This is a genomic window from Thalassospira alkalitolerans (assembly GCF_002115745.1).
Classification (GTDB): Bacteria; Pseudomonadota; Alphaproteobacteria; order Rhodospirillales; family Thalassospiraceae; genus Thalassospira; species Thalassospira alkalitolerans.
The window spans coordinates 226,693-244,670 of sequence record NZ_JFKB01000002.1 but is presented as its reverse complement, the minus strand read 5'-3'; the positions used below and the strand labels follow the sequence as shown (position 1 = coordinate 244,670).

16 protein-coding genes and 1 other RNA gene are annotated in these 17,978 nt (G+C 55.3%); 11 read left to right on the top strand and 6 right to left on the bottom strand.

Annotated elements, in window-relative coordinates:
• Positions 1-13 precede the first annotated feature (13 nt).
• Positions 14-832 carry a hypothetical protein gene (locus TALK_RS04130; RefSeq protein WP_139833711.1) on the bottom strand — a complete coding sequence of 273 codons (819 nt, stop codon included), beginning with the start codon at positions 830-832 and terminating at the stop codon, positions 14-16.
• 190 nt (positions 833-1,022) lie between these two features.
• Between TALK_RS04130 and rnpB the strand changes: the two genes are divergently transcribed.
• Positions 1,023-1,419, top strand: an RNA gene (gene rnpB, locus TALK_RS04125) — RNase P RNA component class A.
• A gap of 205 nt (positions 1,420-1,624) precedes the next feature.
• Here the strand turns inward: rnpB and TALK_RS04120 are convergent.
• Together TALK_RS04120 and TALK_RS04115 are read right to left on the bottom strand one after the other, a co-directional pair.
• Positions 1,625-2,245, bottom strand: a complete 621-nt coding sequence (locus tag TALK_RS04120; RefSeq protein WP_085616157.1) for a pyridoxamine 5'-phosphate oxidase family protein — start codon at positions 2,243-2,245, stop codon at positions 1,625-1,627.
• Between the two features lie 65 nt (positions 2,246-2,310).
• Entirely contained in the window at positions 2,311-2,868 is a 558-nt protein-coding gene (locus TALK_RS04115; RefSeq protein WP_085616155.1) for a cysteine hydrolase family protein, read from the bottom strand.
• Between the two features lie 111 nt (positions 2,869-2,979).
• Here TALK_RS04115 and TALK_RS04110 point away from each other — a divergent pair, with 111 nt between their 5' ends.
• Positions 2,980-3,948: a GlxA family transcriptional regulator gene (locus TALK_RS04110; protein ID WP_085616153.1), complete on the top strand. Its 969-nt coding sequence runs from the start codon at positions 2,980-2,982 to the stop codon at positions 3,946-3,948.
• 296 nt (positions 3,949-4,244) lie between these two features.
• Here the strand turns inward: TALK_RS04110 and plsY are convergent, their stop codons facing one another.
• The 3 genes from plsY to TALK_RS04090 all read right to left on the bottom strand — a co-directional run bounded on the left by plsY (position 4,245) and on the right by TALK_RS04090 (position 7,112).
• Complete coding sequence (plsY, locus tag TALK_RS04100; protein WP_085616150.1) at positions 4,245-4,937, bottom strand: glycerol-3-phosphate 1-O-acyltransferase PlsY; 693 nt, start codon at positions 4,935-4,937, stop codon at positions 4,245-4,247.
• Between the two features lie 119 nt (positions 4,938-5,056).
• Entirely contained in the window at positions 5,057-6,172 is a 1,116-nt protein-coding gene (gene corA, locus TALK_RS04095; protein WP_245829656.1) for a magnesium/cobalt transporter CorA, read from the bottom strand.
• A 163-nt stretch (positions 6,173-6,335) separates the two neighbouring features.
• Positions 6,336-7,112, bottom strand: a complete 777-nt coding sequence (locus TALK_RS04090; protein ID WP_245829654.1) for an EF-hand domain-containing protein — start codon at positions 7,110-7,112, stop codon at positions 6,336-6,338.
• A 522-nt stretch (positions 7,113-7,634) separates the two neighbouring features.
• Between TALK_RS04090 and TALK_RS04085 the strand changes: the two genes are divergently transcribed.
• The 9 genes from TALK_RS04085 to ftsW all read left to right on the top strand — a co-directional run bounded on the left by TALK_RS04085 (position 7,635) and on the right by ftsW (position 17,899).
• Positions 7,635-8,159, top strand: coding sequence for a division/cell wall cluster transcriptional repressor MraZ (locus TALK_RS04085; RefSeq protein WP_085616144.1), 525 nt, complete (start codon positions 7,635-7,637; stop codon positions 8,157-8,159).
• A complete protein-coding gene (gene rsmH, locus TALK_RS04080; RefSeq protein ID WP_085616142.1) occupies positions 8,156-9,142 on the top strand; it encodes a 16S rRNA (cytosine(1402)-N(4))-methyltransferase RsmH in 987 nt (328 codons plus the stop codon). The genes TALK_RS04085 and rsmH overlap by 4 nt, the downstream gene beginning before the upstream one ends.
• On the top strand, positions 9,139-9,573 hold the full coding sequence (gene ftsL / locus TALK_RS04075) for a cell division protein FtsL (protein ID WP_085616140.1): 435 nt from the start codon (positions 9,139-9,141) through the stop codon (positions 9,571-9,573). Before rsmH ends, ftsL begins: the two co-directional genes overlap by 4 nt.
• On the top strand, positions 9,570-11,288 hold the full coding sequence (locus TALK_RS04070) for a peptidoglycan D,D-transpeptidase FtsI family protein (protein WP_085616139.1): 1,719 nt from the start codon (positions 9,570-9,572) through the stop codon (positions 11,286-11,288). The genes ftsL and TALK_RS04070 overlap by 4 nt, the downstream gene beginning before the upstream one ends.
• The gene (locus tag TALK_RS04065; RefSeq protein WP_085616137.1) at positions 11,275-12,735 is read left to right on the top strand and encodes a UDP-N-acetylmuramoyl-L-alanyl-D-glutamate--2,6-diaminopimelate ligase; all 1,461 of its coding nucleotides are present in this window, start codon (positions 11,275-11,277) and stop codon (positions 12,733-12,735) included. The genes TALK_RS04070 and TALK_RS04065 overlap by 14 nt, the downstream gene beginning before the upstream one ends.
• Before the next feature lie 65 nt (positions 12,736-12,800).
• Positions 12,801-14,234 (top strand): UDP-N-acetylmuramoyl-tripeptide--D-alanyl-D-alanine ligase, encoded by a 1,434-nt coding sequence (locus tag TALK_RS04060; protein ID WP_085616549.1) that lies wholly within the window; start codon positions 12,801-12,803, stop codon positions 14,232-14,234.
• Between the two features lie 24 nt (positions 14,235-14,258).
• A complete protein-coding gene (mraY, locus tag TALK_RS04055) occupies positions 14,259-15,347 on the top strand; it encodes a phospho-N-acetylmuramoyl-pentapeptide-transferase (protein WP_085616135.1) in 1,089 nt (362 codons plus the stop codon).
• A 12-nt stretch (positions 15,348-15,359) separates the two neighbouring features.
• Positions 15,360-16,754, top strand: coding sequence for a UDP-N-acetylmuramoyl-L-alanine--D-glutamate ligase (gene murD, locus TALK_RS04050; protein WP_085616134.1), 1,395 nt, complete (start codon positions 15,360-15,362; stop codon positions 16,752-16,754).
• The gene (gene ftsW / locus TALK_RS04045; protein WP_085616132.1) at positions 16,751-17,899 is read left to right on the top strand and encodes a putative lipid II flippase FtsW; all 1,149 of its coding nucleotides are present in this window, start codon (positions 16,751-16,753) and stop codon (positions 17,897-17,899) included. Before murD ends, ftsW begins: the two co-directional genes overlap by 4 nt.
• The last annotated feature ends 79 nt before the right edge of the window (positions 17,900-17,978 follow it).

Genomic DNA, 17,978 nt, shown 5'->3' with positions numbered 1-17,978 from the left:
AACACCCGCCCGATTATTGAACGATCAAGCCCGCCGGATTGGCAATCGCAACGTCGGACATACCGACATAGCGCGCAAAGCCGACCCGGCTGAAACCAAGATGGCGATGATAGATTTCATCGACCACACCGGTCAAAAGCCCCCGCGACATTTCCCGGTCAAAGTCCTCCATGATCGGCTCCAAACCAACCCGCAGACTAAGATACCGTTCCGATACATTGATTGCGGGCAGCAAAACCTTGGAACTGCTCAGACTGGCTTGATCGGTATTCTCAAACCGCAAATGGGCAAGATCGGTAAACAGCACATCGACATAGGCGCGCTTCAGCATTTCGAAACCCTTGGCATATTCGGCAACTCTGACCGGATGCATGGTTTCATTGGCAAGGATTTCGGGGGGATAAGTCCGACCGATCACCTTAAGCCAGTTGGTATTGTCAAGACTATGCGCCCCCTGATAGCTCTCAAGCTTGGAACTCGTCCGGACAACGGCAACTGTCACCCGACTGGCCAATGACACTGCCGATGTCAAAAGGTCGCCATCCTCGGATGCCATCTGATCATCCAGCAACACACCATCCATCGCCCCGTAATGGACCGAGAAATGGCACCGCGCCAACGGCATTTGCACAAAAGTCACCGAATACCCGGCATCTGACAGGAACTCGGTGGCGATCTCAACCGCTAATCCGCGGGCCACACCGTGATCCTCATAAGCATAAGGCGACCAGTTATCATAACACAAACGCACATCCTTGGCCTGTGCGCGCAAAGGCACCGCACACAGAATCAAAACCGCACTTAATATCCAAGGCGCCGCGCGCATAGCCATTCCCTTATCATCAATTTCATTCATAAAAATGAAGCATATTGGGCAATACTACCCTTAAGGATGGCATGTCAAACCCTTAGACTTCTGCGCTTATATGCGTTTACCGCATAGATATTCACCCTTTGGTATAAGTATTTGTGCTTGCTGCTTTTTCTTGACGCCTTGGACAATCTAACCTAAATCACGCCCACCAGATGGCCGGATGGCCGCTCCTGTTTGCTTGCAAACGGGGGAGGAAAGTCCGGGCTCCATGGAAATACGGTGCCAGTTAACGGCTGGCGGGGGCGACCCTAGGGAAAGTGCCACAGAAAGCAAACCTCCTGATCGCGCTAGCCATCAGGAAAGGGTGAAAGGGTGCGGTAAGAGCGCACCGGTCCTTCAGCAATGCGGGACGCATGGTAAACCCCACCGGGAGCAAAACCTAATAGGAATGGTCGGCCGGATGTTTCGGCATTGTCGGCAGGCGGTTTCCGCGTCACCATTCGGGTTGGTTGCAGGAGGCGTCCGGCGACGGGCGTCCCAGATGAATGGCCATCCAATGCGGCTTGCCGCAGGGACAGAACCCGGCTTACAGGCCATCTGGTCTTATTTTTATACTCGGGATACGACAAAGGCGATGACACAGGGTCATCGCCTTGCAGACGGCGGGCAACATTTTTCCGCCCTACATTACCATCAACAGGGTCGTAGTCATCATTCTCGCGAAGTCGGGAACCTGTGATGCGCCAAACATTCCTGAACAACGACGGCGCTTACAAAAGCACCTGCCCAAAGCAGCAACCCCGCCCCCGATCAGCCCCGCTCGGCAATCGATGCGGCAAAATACTGATCGGTTTCTTCCTGGGTGCCGACCTCGATATTAACCGCGGTCTGGTCCTTGACCATCTTGCCTAGCGTCGGCAACATTTTGCGGTCGATCTGCGCATTCACATCCCAAAGCCTGGACCGCATCAGCGATTTCGCGCAATGCAGGAAAACCTCATCGATCCGAACCTTGATCACCGTAATCGGCGGCTTAGGCGTATCGGCAAACAGATCCATGAATTCCGTGATCGTATGGATTTCGGCTGTCCCGTTAATCCGCAATGTTTCATTCATGCCGGGCACAAAAAACAACATCCCGACCTTGGGATTTTCAAGAACGTTCGAAAGCGTATCCACCCGCTTATTCCCCGGCCGATCCGGCATCAGGATGGTTTTGTCATCCAAAACCTTCACAAAGCCCGGGCCATCCCCGCGCGGGCTAACATCCGCATCCCCGTTCGCATTCGCCGATGAAATCACCGCAAACGGTGCCAATTCAATGAACCGCTTGCAATGCCGGTCAAGGGCGACAAGGCATTTGGCAACGGCAATTTCAATCGGTGGGCCATAAATGGCGCGCAGTTGTTCTTCGGTCTCGATCTTGGTCATGGGGCACCTTTTGCGGGAATCGGATCGCGAAATTGCGTCAGCTGCAAACGCAAGTCAATTGCCGATCACCCGGTAATGACCTGCCCGGTCATTTTCACCGCCGCAAACTCTTCATTCAAACTGGCCAACGCCACATCATGCACCAGTTCGGCGGCAAACACCCGCCCATCGGGCAAGCTCCGATCAAATGTATGGCAGGCATCCCCGACAATCGTAACGTCAAAGCCCAGATTGCCCCCCATACGCGCCGAGGTATTCACACAATGATCGGTCGAAACCCCGCATAAAACAATCCGGTTGATCCCGCTGGCGCGCAAGTCCTCTTCAAGCTTGGTGCCGATAAACGCTGAATTGACATCCTTGCCATAAACCGGTTCTCCATCGCCTGGCACAGCAAAATCAACAAAGCCATGACCGGGATGATTGGGATGCAGGCGCGATCCCTCTGTGGTGCTGTTATGGCGCACATGAATAACCGGCCAGCCGTTTTCGCGCCAATGCGCCAAAAGCTTCGCACTGTTTTCCTCGGCCGCCGGATTGTTGCGATTGCCCCAATAGGCAAGATCGGAAAACCCCTTTTGCCAATCAATCAGGATCAGGGCGGCATTATTGGTCTGCGTCATTTTCGGCATCTCCGGTTCATCTTAATGTTGCCCCTAGATTACCCGATGACTCAATGTCATAAATGACAACAATCCCTCGTTTTACGCCATATTGTTTCCAAGGCCCAACCGATGCCGCACCTGATCGTTTTGATCCTGACACCCCAATCCGAGATGCTTGATATCACCGGCCCCTTGCAAGCCTTTCACGAAGCCCGCAACCAGAAAGACGGCACACCGGCCTATCGCATGGTTCTGGCCTCAAGCCACGGCGGCCCCATCACAACCGATACCGGCATCCCCCTTGATACCGTGCCGATTGCCGGTCTTGATCCCGCGAAAATCCATACCTTGATTGCCGCCGGATCGGATGAAGCGCTTGATGCGCTTAACGACCGCCACCTGATCGGCTGGCTAAAGGCCCACGGCCCTCAAATCCCGCGCATCGGATCGGTGTGCATTGGCGCGTTTATTCTTGGTGCGGCCGGAATGCTGGATGGCCGGACCTGCGTCACCCACTGGCGCTGGTGCCCGCAGTTACAGGATATGTTCCCGCAAAGCCGCGTCGCACCCGATCCGATCTTTGTCCATGATGGCCCGATCTGGACATCGGCCGGGGTGACCACCGGGATCGATATGGCAATTGCGATGATCGAACAGGATTTGGGCCGCGATGCTGCCCTTGCCGTGGCGCGCAGTTTGATTGTCTTTATTCGCCGCCCCGGCGGGCAATCACAATTCAGCCTGCCACTTGAACATCAGGCCAGCGACAGCACCGGCCGCTTTGACGCCCTGCATGGCTGGATGACCAAAAACCTTAAATCCCGCCTGTCGGTCGAAGAGCTCGCCGAACAGGCCCATATGAGCCCGCGCAACTTTTCACGCAATTACAAATCCGCCACCGGTATCAGCCCGGCAAAGGCGGTTGAACTGATGCGCCTCGAAGCCGCACGCCTGGCCCTTGAACAAACCGCAAACCGCATCAACCAAATCGCGATCACCTGCGGTTTTGGCGATGATGAACGCATGCGCCGCTGCTTCATCAAACATCTTGGCGTCGCACCCAGCGATTACCGGGAACGGTTTCGCTCTGGCACCTAGGGTCAGGACCCATTAATTTGTTTGAAATGGTCAATCAGATTTGTGCGGATACGCGAAGCAAAACCGCAGGAAGATATTTATCTTTCAAGGTATTGCGACAAAGTAGCCCGTGCAAATCCGATTGATCCACAGGACAGGTGTTATATTTGCGAACTCCGGCGTCAAATCCCTTGTTCGGGATGCCGACCCGATCAGCGGGATTTTCCTTGGATTTCGCAAATATAACACCTGCCATTCCAATCAAATTAATGAGTCCTGACCCTAGCAGGCGATAAAACAGCCCCAAAGCATACCGATTAAATTTGCGGCCCCGCTTCCGCCCCCGCGTCTGGGGATTTTTTCCCCAGACGCGGTTCTGTTCCGGCCAAAAGCCGATGAATATTGGCACGATGGCGCACAATGACGTAAACCCCGCCGGCAATCACCAGCAAGCGATAGGGTAACGGTTGTTCCAAACTGCAAACCAGCGCAATCGCCGTCACCGCCGCCAGCATCGATCCAAGGGAAACAATCCGAAACACCGCCAACACAAGACCGAAAACCGCCGCCGCCGCCAAGCCCACCGGCCAAGACATCGCAAGCAAAACGCCCAGCCCCGTCGCAGCCGATTTGCCACCTTTAAAGCCCAGCCAAATCGAACGGCCATGCCCCAACAAGACGGCAAGTCCGGCCAGACAAATCGCCCAAGCCCCCCATCTTTGCAGATCATATGCCGAGGGCGGCATGTCGTAAGACAAGCTATAGAACCAGGGATAAAACCAGCGAGCAAAGGCAATAGCCGCCACCCCTTTAAGCACATCGACCAAAAGCACAACCAACGCAGCCCCTTTCCCCAGGGTCCGCAATACATTGGTTGCCCCGGTGGATTTGGAGCCATGCTCTCGAAGATCAATGCCCTTAAGCAGCTTGCCCGCAAGATAGCCGGTGGGCGTCGCCCCGATAAGATAAGCAATCGCCAATCCGGCCACACCCATCATCCAGAAAACCATAAAAGTCACCTCGACACTCAAATATTAGGCGATCTGTGAATTAGGGTCAGGACCGTATCGTTTTATCCGGCACAAATCACGGAAAAGGCGACAAGATTTAAAGGTGACGGGCTTTTCGCTTACAACCAACCCTTGCGCTTGAAATACCAAAGCGGCAGCACCGCCGACAGAACCATCAAGCCAATCGCCAGCGGATACCCAAATTGCCAGTCAAGTTCGGGCATGACGTCAAAGTTCATGCCATAGATGCTGGCAATCAGGGTTGGCGGCAAAAACGCCGCGGCGGCGACCGAGAAAATCTTGATGATATTGTTCTGTTCAAGATTGATCATGCCCAGCGTCGCATCGAGCAGGAAGGTCACTTTATTGGCAATAAAATTGGCATGTTCGGTGATCGAGACAATATCGCGCGAAATGGTTTTAAGCCGCGTTTTGGTATCTTTTTTAAGTCGTGGTTGTGTTGACAGGAAAAGCCCCAGACGATGCAGGTTCAGCAAACTGTCCTTGGCCTTGCCCGAAAGGTTCCCGGCCCGCCCGATCCGGCGCAGCACCGCCCGGTGATCGCCTTCATATTCGGGGTCATCGGGGCTGGAAAAGACGATATTTGAAAGCCCCTCAAGATCGGCGGTGGATTGCTCCATGATATCAGCAAGACGATCCACAATCTGTTCTAACAGACCAAACAACACCGTTTCCGCACTTGATGCCAATGCGGCCGTCCGGTTAACCCGGCGGATAAAGGTCTTGAACGGGATCGGGTCGGCATAACGCAGTGTGATCAGGGTCTTTTTGACCAGAATAAACGTGATTGCGGTCGTTTCCGGCTCGTCGGTATTGGCCTTGTTTAAGACCGACACCGTCATGAAAAGCACACCGTCTTCGTCATACAACCGCGATGAAAGCTCGATCTCCTGCATTTCTTCACGCGTCGGCACCTCGATGGCAAACCGTTTTTCAATCTCGTGAATTTCATCGGATGACGGGTTTAGCAAATCAACCCAGACCGGCGTGCGATCTGATTTGGGTGTTTTGGCCGGGCGCGGCTCCGCCGGGGCGGCATCGCCCGTTGCACGATCAACAGCAACGCCATCATCTTCAGCCGCGACAACCACAGCCACAGAACCACCGCCAGCACTTTCGTCACTATTTCCGGCGACATTTCCATCGGGATTATCATCGGGATTATCATCAACAGGGGGCCGGGCCGGGGCAAAGAATTCGTTGCTGTCCATCATCACTCTCCATCCGCGCCTATTTGCAGCATTACGCCAGATACCGGTCTATTTTGTGCTTATGCGTCCCCTGTCATAGGCCTGGCAGGCATGATTTGTCACGCAATCTGCCATGACAAAACGGTTAAATGCGCCAAATCGCGTCACCGCAATCCTGTTATTATCCCTATTGGAACGGCAAAACCGTCTGAAAGGCGAACGGATCAATATCGGGGGCCTCGCCGCGCTTTTCATCAAATTGCGCCTTGGCATAGCCAAGGAATTCATCCTTGGCGATCATTTTATCGGCATTGCCATCCACCGTACCAAACAACAATTCAAGACGGCGGCTTTCGGTGCGCAACCGTTGCCGATTGGCGTCCGCCGCCCCCGGCAGGGCTTCAACCGCGGCAAATTCGCGCACCACCAAAACACTGTCACCATTGATGTCACGACGGCGGAACATCCAACTGGCATAGGCCGCGGCCTCATCGGCACTGATCCGCGCATCATGATCCATGTCGATCGGATGATATTGTTGCCGATAAATCGTCACCTGTTCGGGAATACCGGTTGCAGCCGTCGCAGCCGCATTCTGATTGGCAATTGCCTTGGCAATCGCGGCTTCCAGTCCGGGGATCGACCCGGCACCATTTACACCGCCAACACCACCAGCACCTGCACCGCCAAAACCGCCTGCATCACCATCGCCGCCCAGACCATTAAGCCCGCCAAGCGCCCCCAATCCACCAAGGCCAAATTGCCCCATCAATTGTGGGTTGCTTTGCAATTGCTTCATGATCAACGGCAACAGCTGGCGCATTTCCGGCGATGTGACTTCCGGCGAAATCGTCGCCCCGCCCTTGTCAAGTTTAAGGCCTTGCCCATATGCAGAACCGCCCATTGCGGCAAAAACCATCAAACAGACGCAACGCATTAACAATATGGCAGCTTTTTTCCGCAACACTCGCTTCCTTCGCCCCTCTTAAGGCCGCCCCGCTTTAGGATCAGGACATTATTGTAACACATCTCGACCACACCGGCCCTGATCAGGTCGGATAAGCCCGCGCCATCAAAACCGATAAACGATCAAATGCCAATCCCCGCAAATCGGATCACCGGTATGTCGCATCGAAATCAAATCCTGCAATCCATGAAATCCCAAACAGACCAAAAAAATGGTTCAGGCGGGTTTGAATGGGGCGCGCATGGGTGCGGCATGGGTTTGAATGGGCAAGACCCTAAAACCATACAAAAAAACGATATTTCGCCCCCATTTCCCACCCCATCCAATCGCCCGCAAAGCGGCAGGAAACTGCATTACGACTCTATATAATCCCATCAATTCCCATTGACCCCCATCAAATCCCATGATACCCCATAACTAGGCACATTTACGGTGTCATGCGGGGCATATCCAATTCGACGCGGCAATTGATCAATATCGCGCTGTCGATTTGGAATTTTTGATCAGGGGAATAGCGAAGTGCTGTTCACAGGAACGCACATTCACAAGCTGGACCGAAAAGGGCGCGTCTCCGTGCCTAAACGGTTCCGTGCGACCCTTGATCATGAAACCTTTGCCGGCATCTATCTGTACCAATCCCACAAAGAAAACGCGCTTGAAGGCTGTGGCGAAAGCCACATGGAACGCATTGCCGCGTCATTGGACGATCTGGCGATGTTCTCGGACGAGGCAGATGACCTTGCCGATACCATTCTTGGCGCGTCGCATATGCTGCCGTTTGACGGCGAAGGCCGCATCATCTTGCCGCCGGAACTGATTGAATTCGCTGGCATTGACGATCAGGTCGCCTTTGTTGGCCGTGGCCGCACGTTCCGCATCTGGAACCCGGATGTCTTCAAACCCCTGCAAGACGCCAGCCGGACCCGCACGCTTAATCGCGGCTCGACCCTCAAACTCAAACCCCTGTCCGACACGCCTGCAAGCAGCCGCCCCGCTGCCGCAACAGGCACCGCCGGACCGGATGACGAGGGGGCAACAGGATGACCGACACCGACATCCGTTTCGCCACAGACAACAGCCCGCATAAACCGGTGCTGTTGCGCGAAGTTCTCGAAGCCCTGTCCCCAAAAGCAGGCGAGATCATGGTTGACGGAACATTTGGCGCGGGCGGTTATTCCCGTGCCATTCTCGATCATGCGCCCTGCGAACTTTATGCGATTGACCGCGATCCGACCGCCGTTGCCACCGGCAAAGCCATGGAAGCCGATTACGACAATCGTTTCCACATGGTCGAAGGATGCTTTGGCAACATGGGGTCGCTGATCCCGGCGGCTGGCGTGCAACAGGTTGACGGCATCGTTCTTGATATCGGCGTGTCATCCATGCAGCTTGATCAGGCGGATCGCGGCTTTTCCTTCCGCGCCGACGGCCCGCTTGACATGCGCATGTCGATGTCGGGCCCATCGGCGGCTGATTTCATCAATACCGCCGACGAAGAAGACATCGCCAATGTCATCTATCGCTATGGCGAAGAACGCGCATCGCGCAAGGTCGCGCATAAAATCATCGAAATGCGCGCTGAAACCCCGTTTGAAACCACCCTGCAGCTCGCCCGTGCGGTGCGCGCCGTCGTCCGCAAATCCAAGGATGGCATTGATCCGGCGACCCGCACCTTTCAGGGGCTGCGCATTTACGTCAATGACGAACTCGGCGAACTTGAACGCGCCATGCAGGCTGCTGAACGCCTTTTAAAGCCGGGCGGACGTCTGGTGGTTGTGACCTTCCACTCGCTTGAAGATCGCAGTGTCAAAACCTTCATGAAGGAACGCTCCGGCGATCCATCGAAAATGTCGCGCCGCCTGCCGGGTGAGCCCGAAATCACCATTCCGACCTTCACCATCCTGACCCGCAAGGCCGTGACCGCGCAAAAAGACGAATTGCGCGCCAATCCGCGGGCGCGTTCGGCCAAACTGCGGGCCGTTGCCCGCAATGAACAGCCTGCAACACCGCAAGGGGCCCAAAAATGACCCGTGCGATGACCTTTATCGGGCTGTTTTTGACCATCGTTATCGGGGCAGGCACCTATTGGGTTTCCCACGAAGTCGAACGCCTTGAAAAACAATATGCTGCCATTCAGTCGGAAATCCTGACCGAACAGGAAAGCATCCATGTTCTGGACGCGGAATGGAGCTACCTGAACAATCCACAGCGGATTGAAACACTGGCAAAAACCTATCTGAAACTTGATCAGATCGCCACGATTCAGATGGCCAGCATCGACGACCTGTCCGAAGATGCCGACCTGCATCAGTATCGTCTGGATAAATTCGGTGAAGCCGTCGCCTTTCTGCCCGTGCCGCGCCCCCGTCCGGGTGACTTGGCCGCCGACGAAGCCGCCGAAGCCATGATCATTAATTCGCCGTCCCTTTCCAGCCTTTCACAGGGGGACGGGCAATGAGCATTTACCGTTTCTCATACTGGCTGCGCGGTGACCGCCCGGAACTAAGCCCGGATCAGCGCGAACGCCATGCGATTGAAACCGCACGCAACCGCATCATCATTACCGGTGCGATGTTTGCCGTTGGCTTTATCTGGATCACGGCCGGTCTGGTCGATGCCACTGTACTGCGCCAAGGCAATGAACCTGAAATGGCATCGGGGTCTGACACCCGCGAACTTAAAACCGAACGCGCCAATATTGTCGATCGCAATGGTCTGTTGCTGGCAACCGATCTTCCGACCAATTCGCTTTATGCCGATGCGCGCGTGATCAAGGATCCGGTCGGTTCAGCTGATCTGTTGCTAACCGCCCTGCCCGATCTGGATCGCGATACCCTGATCCGCCATCTCAGCTCGCAAAAGGCATTTGTCTGGCTGCGCCGCAACCTGACCCCGGAAAAACAATATGCGGTTAACTCGCTTGGCATTCCCGGCCTGAATTTCCAGCGCGAAGAACGCCGCGTCTATCCGCATGGCCGTCTGTTTGCCCATGTGCTTGGCTTTACCGATATCGACAATAACGGCATTGCCGGCGTCGAACGCAAATTCGACAATGAATTGCGCATCAATAACGGCCCGCTTCAGTTATCGGTCGATACCCGTGTGCAATACGCGCTTGAAGAAGAAGTCGAAAGCGCGATGAAGACCTATGACGCAATCGGTGCGGCGGGCATGGTCATGGATATCTACACCGGCGAAGTGCTGGCCATGATGTCGCTGCCCGATTTTGATCCGCACCGCCCCGGTCAGGCCCCGTCCGATGCGCGCTTTAACCGTGCGACGCTTGGCGTTTATGAAATGGGCTCGGTGTTTAAACTGTTTAACACCGCGATTGCGCTTGAAACCGGCATCGCCCACCTCGACAGCATGTTTGATGCGTCCCAGCCGATCCGGGTTGGCCGTTTCGCGATCAATGACTATCGCGGTGAAAACCGCTGGCTGTCGGTGGCTGAAATCATCAAATACAGCTCGAATATCGGCTCGGCCCGGATGGCGCTAACCTTCGGGACCGATGTTCAGCAAAAATTCCTTAAGAAATTCGGACTTCTCGATACACCAAAAATCGAGCTCCCCGAAGTTGGTTCCCCGCTTGTGCCCAAACCATGGCGCGAAGTGAACACCATGACCATTTCGTTTGGCCATGGCATTGCCGTGACACCGCTTCAGGTCGTCAGCGGCATTTCCGCTCTGGCAAACGGCGGCATTTTGCGTCCATCAACGATCCTGAAACAGGACGGCGCACCAGCAGGTGAACGGATTATTTCCCGACAAACATCGGACAAGATCAGGCGCTTGATGCGTCTTGTCGTAACCGATGGGTCGGGCAAGAAGGCCGAAGTACCGGGCTACTATCTTGGTGGCAAAACCGGCACTTCGGAAAAACTCGTGAACGGGCGCTACGTAAAGAACGCCCGCATGTCTACCTTTGTCGCCGCCTTCCCGATGCAGGACCCGAAATATGTGGTTCTGGTGACGTTGGACGAGCCCAAAGGAACAAAAGAAACGTATGGATTTGCCACGGCTGGTTGGGTGTCCGCCCCGGCTGTTGGCAAGGTTGTGACACGTATTGCGCCCATTTTGGGAATTGAACCGGCGAATGCGAAGGCGCCGGAGATAGAGCAAGCGCTGCAGATCGAACTTCGCAAGGGGGAGCGCAAGCTTGCGTCTTTCTGAACTCATGGCAGGTGATCAAGCGGCACTTAAACATGCCGACGGACAGGACCCGAATATTACGGGCCTGACAGCAGACTCACGTACTGTGAAGGACGGCTATCTGTTTGCCGCCCTTTCCGGTGCGAAAACCGACGGATCAAAATACATCGAAGACGCGATCCGTCTGGGTGCCGCCGCTATCCTTGCGAAGGATGGCACGCCCAAACCAATCGCTGCAACGGTTCCCCTGATTCCGGTGGAAAACCCGCGCCTGCGTTACGCACAGCTTGCCGCCCGTTTTTATGGGCAGCAACCGGCCAATATCGCGGCCATTACCGGGACAAACGGCAAAACCTCCACCGCCGTTTTCACCGAACAACTTTGGACCCTGCTTGGCAATACATCAGGATCCATCGGAACGCTGGGCATTCGTGCCGCCGGGACCAAAATCCCCGGCGCGCTGACAACCCCTGATCCGGTTGCCCTGCATCAAAGCCTGAATGAAATGGTTGAAATCGGCGTCACCCATGTCGCGATGGAGGCAAGCTCGCACGGGCTGGACCAATATCGTCTCGACGGGGTCAAGGTTTCCGTCGCGGCGTTCACCAACCTCACGCGCGATCACCTTGATTACCACGGCAATTTCGAAAAATACTTTGCCGCCAAGGCCCGCCTGTTTTCCGATCTTTTGGTTGAAAACGGCACCGCTGTTTTGAATGCCGATGTGCCGCAGTTCAAAGTCCTGCGCTCCATGTGTCAGGGGCGCGGTGTTACGGTTATGTCCTATGGCCATGATGCCGATGACATCAAACTGATCGATGCCAAACCAACCGCGACCGGCACCAAGCTTAAACTCGCCATCGACAAGGGCGAATATGGTGTTCACCTGCCGCTTATGGGCGAATTTCAGGTGATGAACGCACTGGCCGCCCTTGGCATTGTCATCGCATCGGGTGCCGATATTGATGATGCGGTTGCCGCGCTTGAAAAACTTGAAGGTGTGCGCGGCCGTATGGAACTGGTTGGCTCAACCAGCTTTGGCAGCCCGGTCTTTGTCGATTATGCCCATACCCCCGATGCGCTTGAAACCGTGATCAAGGCCGTCCGTCCGCATTGCAAAGGCCGCATCATTTGCGTCTTTGGCGCGGGTGGCGACCGTGACACCGGCAAACGCCCGGAAATGGGTCGCATCGTGCATCAAAATGCCGATATTGCCATCATCACCGATGACAATCCGCGCAGCGAAGACCCGGCAACAATCCGTGCCGCGATCAAAAAGGCCTGCGACGGGGCGGTTGAAATCGGGGATCGTGCCGAGGCAATCAAACGCGGCATCGGCATCCTGCAACGTAACGATATTCTTATTATTGCCGGAAAAGGCCACGAAAGAGGCCAAATTATCGGCGATACGGTTCTGCCATTTGATGATGCCGCGATTGCACGCAACATCCTTTTGGGCGGCAACTGATTAAACATAAACCAATCACGGCACCAAAGACCGTGATGGATGCGGATACGAAAGAAAGCAACGCAATGACCAAGGCTGTTTTATGGACGGCAAAAGACGCCGAAAAAGCCACCGGCGGCAAGGCTACCGGTAATTGGCAGGCGTCGGGCGTGTCGATTGACAGCCGCAAGGCCACCAAAGGCGATCTGTTCATCGCGCTTAAGGGCCCGAATTTCGATGGTCATAAATTCGCCCAGACCGCACTTGAGTCTGGCTGTGCCGCCGCAATGGTGTCCGATCCGAAATCGCTGAGCGATGGCGCGCCGTCCTTGGTCGTGGAAGATACGCTTGATGCCATGGTCCGTCTTGGCCTTGCCGGGCGCGAACGCAGCAATGCCAAAATCATCGCGATCACCGGCAGTGTTGGCAAAACCGGCACCAAGGAAGCGTTGAAATACGTTCTGAACGAACAGGGCGAAACCCACGCCAGCCCGGCAAGCTTCAACAATCACTGGGGTGTGCCCATGAGCCTCGCCACCTTGGCGCCCAGCGCGCAATACGGTGTGTTCGAGATCGGCATGAACCATCCCGGTGAAATCAGTCCGCTGGTCAAAATGGTCCGCCCGTCGGTTGCGCTGATTACCAATGTGGTCGGTGCCCATACCGAATTTTTCAAAGACGAAGCCGAAATCGCCACCGCCAAATCCGAAATTTTCGATGGCGTTGATCCCGATGGCACTGTGATCTTAAACCGCGACAACCTGCATTACTTTGCATTGGCGCGCCGTGCCAAGGAACTCGGCATTAAAAACATCAAATGCTTTGGCACCGATGCCATGGCTGATTACCGTTTATTCGAAGCCAATATTGTCGCCAATGGCTCTGCGGTGCGCGCTCGTGTCGGGGGTCGTGATATTGAATATTTCATCGGCTGTCCGGGTGAACATTGGGTGCTGAATTCGCTGGCGGTTCTGGCCTGTGTTGATGCGATCGGTGGTGATGTGCTCCGCGCAGCACAGGATCTGGCCGATTTCACCCCGCCTGCCGGACGCGGTGAAACCCACATTCTTCCGGTTCCGTCGGGCGATGGCACCTACACCCTGATCGATGATGCCTATAACGCCAATCCGACCTCGATGATGGCGGGCCTTAGTGTCTTATCGCAAAGCAAACCCGATGGGGCGGGTCGCAAGATCGCGGTTCTGGGCGATATGCGCGAACTCGGCGATGACGCGGTCAAACTGCACGCCGATCTGCATCACCCGTTAACCGCCCTGGGCATTGAACGGGTTTACACCGTCGGGCCATTGATGGCCGCGTTAAAAGATACCCTGCCCGGCGACCTCCATGCCGGTCATTTCGAGACCGCCGAAGACGCGATTGCCCCGATTTCATCGGCAATACAGGCCGGTGACGTGGTTTTAATCAAAGGATCGCTCGGCATTTACGTTTCTAAAATTGTCTTGGCCTTAAAATCATCGGGTGATGTCGCATCCGCACCCGCGACATCAAAAAATTAAGACCCGGAAGGAACCCTTGGGGCGATGCTCTATAATCTGCTTTATCCGCTGGCCGATCAGTTTCCAATTTTTAATCTGTTTCGTTACATCACGTTTCGGACCGGCGGGGCGATTATAACATCGCTTATTCTGGCCTTTGTGCTCGGCCCATCGCTGATCAACTGGCTGCGCTCAAAACAAAGCGAAGGCCAGCCAATCCGCGAAGACGGCCCCGAAAGCCACCTTTTGACCAAAAAAGGCACGCCAACCATGGGCGGCCTTTTGTTGTTATTATCAACCTCCATCGCAACGCTTTTATGGGCCGATTTGTCCAATGCCTATGTCTGGGCGGTTTTGCTGGTCACCATCGGTTATGGCTTTTTGGGTTTCCTCGATGACTTCCTGAAAGTATCCAAGAAAAACACCAAGGGCCTGCCGGGCAAGATCAAACTGCTGGGTCAGTTTTCAATCGCCGCCGCCGCCGCATGGTGGATTTCAACCAATACCGCCGATCCGCTGGCAACAACGCTGGCCTTTCCGTTCTTTAAAAACTACCTGCTGGATCTTGGCTGGTTCTTTATTCCGTTTGCGATGTTTGTCATGGTCGGTGCGTCCAATTCGGTCAATTTGACCGACGGGCTGGATGGCTTGGCCATCGTGCCGGTGATGATTGCCGCCGCAAGCTTTGCGCTGATTGCCTATCTGATCGGTAACATCCAGTTTGCCGAATATCTGCAAGTCCACTATGTCGCCGGATCGGGTGAATTGACCATCTTCCTTGGCGCGCTGGTCGGGGCGGGTCTGGGCTTCCTGTGGTACAACGCCCCGCCTGCCATGGTGTTTATGGGCGATACCGGGTCGCTTGCCTTGGGCGGTGCGCTGGGGGCTGTTTCGGTCGTTACCAAACATGAATTGGTTCTGGCGATTATCGGCGGGCTGTTTGTTTTGGAAACCCTGTCGGTGATCATTCAGGTTGCATCCTTTAAAATGACCGGCAAGCGGGTTTTTCGCATGGCGCCGCTGCATCACCATTACGAAAAAAAGGGCTGGCAAGAAGCCACCATTGTTATCCGGTTCTGGATCATTGCAGTCATTCTGGCCCTTGTCGGGCTGGCAACTCTTAAACTTCGTTAAGGACATCGGGCATTGATCGACCTGTCTCATTTGCGCGGTAAAACCATTGCGGTTCTCGGTCTGGGGAAATCCGGACTGGCCAGTGTAAAGGCCCTGATCAATGCCGGTGCGATTGTCTGGGCCTGGGATGATAATCCCGATGGCCGCGGCCTGCTTGAACCGCTTGGCCTTGCCCCGATCAATCTGGCGCAATGTGACTGGTCCGAACCCGATATGCTGGTTATAAGCCCCGGCATCCCGTCCACCTTTCCAACCCCGCATCCCGCGGCTGAAAAGGCCCGGCGTGCTGGCACACCGATCATTTGCGATGTTGAATTGCTCTGTACGGCCTTGCCCGATGTGCCAAGCCTTGCCATCACCGGCACCAATGGCAAATCAACCACCACGGCCCTGACTGCCCATATCCTTGACCGTGCGGGCATCAAAACCCAGGCGGGCGGCAATCTGGGCTATCCGGCATTGGGGTTTGATCCGGCCACGGTCGATGATTGCCTTGTTCTGGAACTGTCGTCTTATCAGTTGGAATTGCTGCGCGATGCCAGTTTTGATGCCTCGGCCCTTTTAAACATCACGCCCGATCATCTGGATCGTCACGGCGGCATGGATGGTTATATCGGCGCCAAACGCCTGATCTTTGCGCGCAACAAGGGCCCGAAATGGGCGATCATATCGGTTGATGATGATATCTGTGCCCGCATGGCCGAAGAACTGGCGCGCGAAGGCGGTCGCCGCGTGATCGAAGTTTCGGTCCATAAACCGGCCCCGCACGGTATCTATGTTGATAATGGCTGGTTGATTGATGATCTTTCCGGCGCGCAAACCCGCATCATGGATTTAGTCACCGTTTCTCATATGCCCGGCATTCATAACTGGCAAAACATCGCCTTTGCCTATGCCCTGTGCCGCGCACGCGGTGTTGATGCCACCCGCATCATCGACGGTATCATGACGTTCCCCGGCCTTGCCCATCGTCAGGAACGCCTTGGCGATGTTAATGGCGTCACCTTCGTCAATGACAGCAAAGCCACCAATGCCGAGGCCACGGCCAAGGCCCTGTCGGCCTATCGCGATATTTACTGGATTTTGGGCGGCAAACCCAAAGAAGGCGGGATTGCCGGGCTGGACGTCTTTTATCCGCAAATCAAAAAGGCCTATCTGATCGGCGCAGCGGCCGATGCCTTTGCCGATAGCCTTGGTGATGACCTGCCCTGGCAGAAATGCGAAACCCTTGATCTTGCGACCAAGGCCGCCTTTGCCGATGCCAAATCCGCCGGGCTTGATAACCCGGTTATCTTGCTATCACCGGCCTGCGCGTCATTTGATCAGTTTAAAAGTTTCGAAGCCCGCGGCGATGCCTTCCGCGATCTTTACACCCAGCTTGCAAAAGCCGCGCAGGAACCCGCATGAAGCCCCTGTTTGGCAAAAACAATAACGGCGACAACATCGCCTTTTCCCGCGCCGATACATCGGTGCTGGGTATCTGGTGGTGGACGATTGATCGCTGGATGCTGGCCGCTGTCATCTTGTTGATGGCCATCGGTGCGCTTTTGGTCATGTCGGCAAGCCCGCCGGTCGCGGACCGCATCAATGTCGATAGCTTCCATTTCGTCCGGCGTCAGTTTGTCTTTCTGGGTTTGGCGACCCTCTGCGCCTTTGGCATATCCTTGCTGCCGATCAAATGGGTGCGGCGCTTGGCCTCTGTCATGTTCCTTGGCGTGATCGGTCTTTTGATCATCACGCCGGTTGTCGGATCGGAAATCAAGGGCGCGGTGCGCTGGATTCACTTGGCCGGGCTAACCATCCAACCATCCGAATTCCTCAAACCATCCTTTGCCGTCGTCGTCGCATGGATGTTTTCCGAAGGCCGGCTGAACCCGAATTTCCCCGGCTATATCGTTTCCTGCCTGTTGCTGGCGACCTGTATCATCCTGTTGATGATCCAGCCGGACTTTGGCCAGACCGTGGTGATTACCGCCATCTGGTCCACCCAGATTTTCCTGGCCGGCCTGCCAATGGTTTTGGTGTTTGGCCTTGGCATGGGGGTGGTCGGCTTGGCGGTTGGTGCCTATCTGATCCTGCCGCATGTGCAATCACGTGTGGATCGCTTCCTTGATCCGGCCTCGGGCGATAACTATCAGATCGACCGCTCGATGGAGGCCTTTATGAATGGCGGCCTGATGGGCAAAGGCCCCGGCGAAGGATCGGTCAAAAACTTCCTGCCCGATGCCCATTCCGATTTTATCTTTGCCGTCGCGGGCGAAGAATTCGGCCTGCTGTTCTGTGTGCTGGTCGTCGGGGTGTTTTGCTTTGTCATCATGCGCGGCCTGTCGCGTTTGATGGGTGAACGCAATCTGTTTGTCGTTTTGGCCGTTACCGGCATTCTGGTGCAATTTGGTTTGCAAGCGGTGATCAATATGGCCTCCACCCTGCAACTGGTCCCGCCAAAGGGCATGACCCTGCCATTCATTTCTTACGGCGGTTCGGCCACCATCGGCATCGCGATTGGCATGGGCTTTGTATTGGCGTTAACCCGAAAACGTCCGGGCGAATAGAACGGCGCTCAAGCGCCACGAACATCGCGGATTCTGACCGCCCCTTAAGGCATTGATTAAGGTCAGGACCTATTGCTGT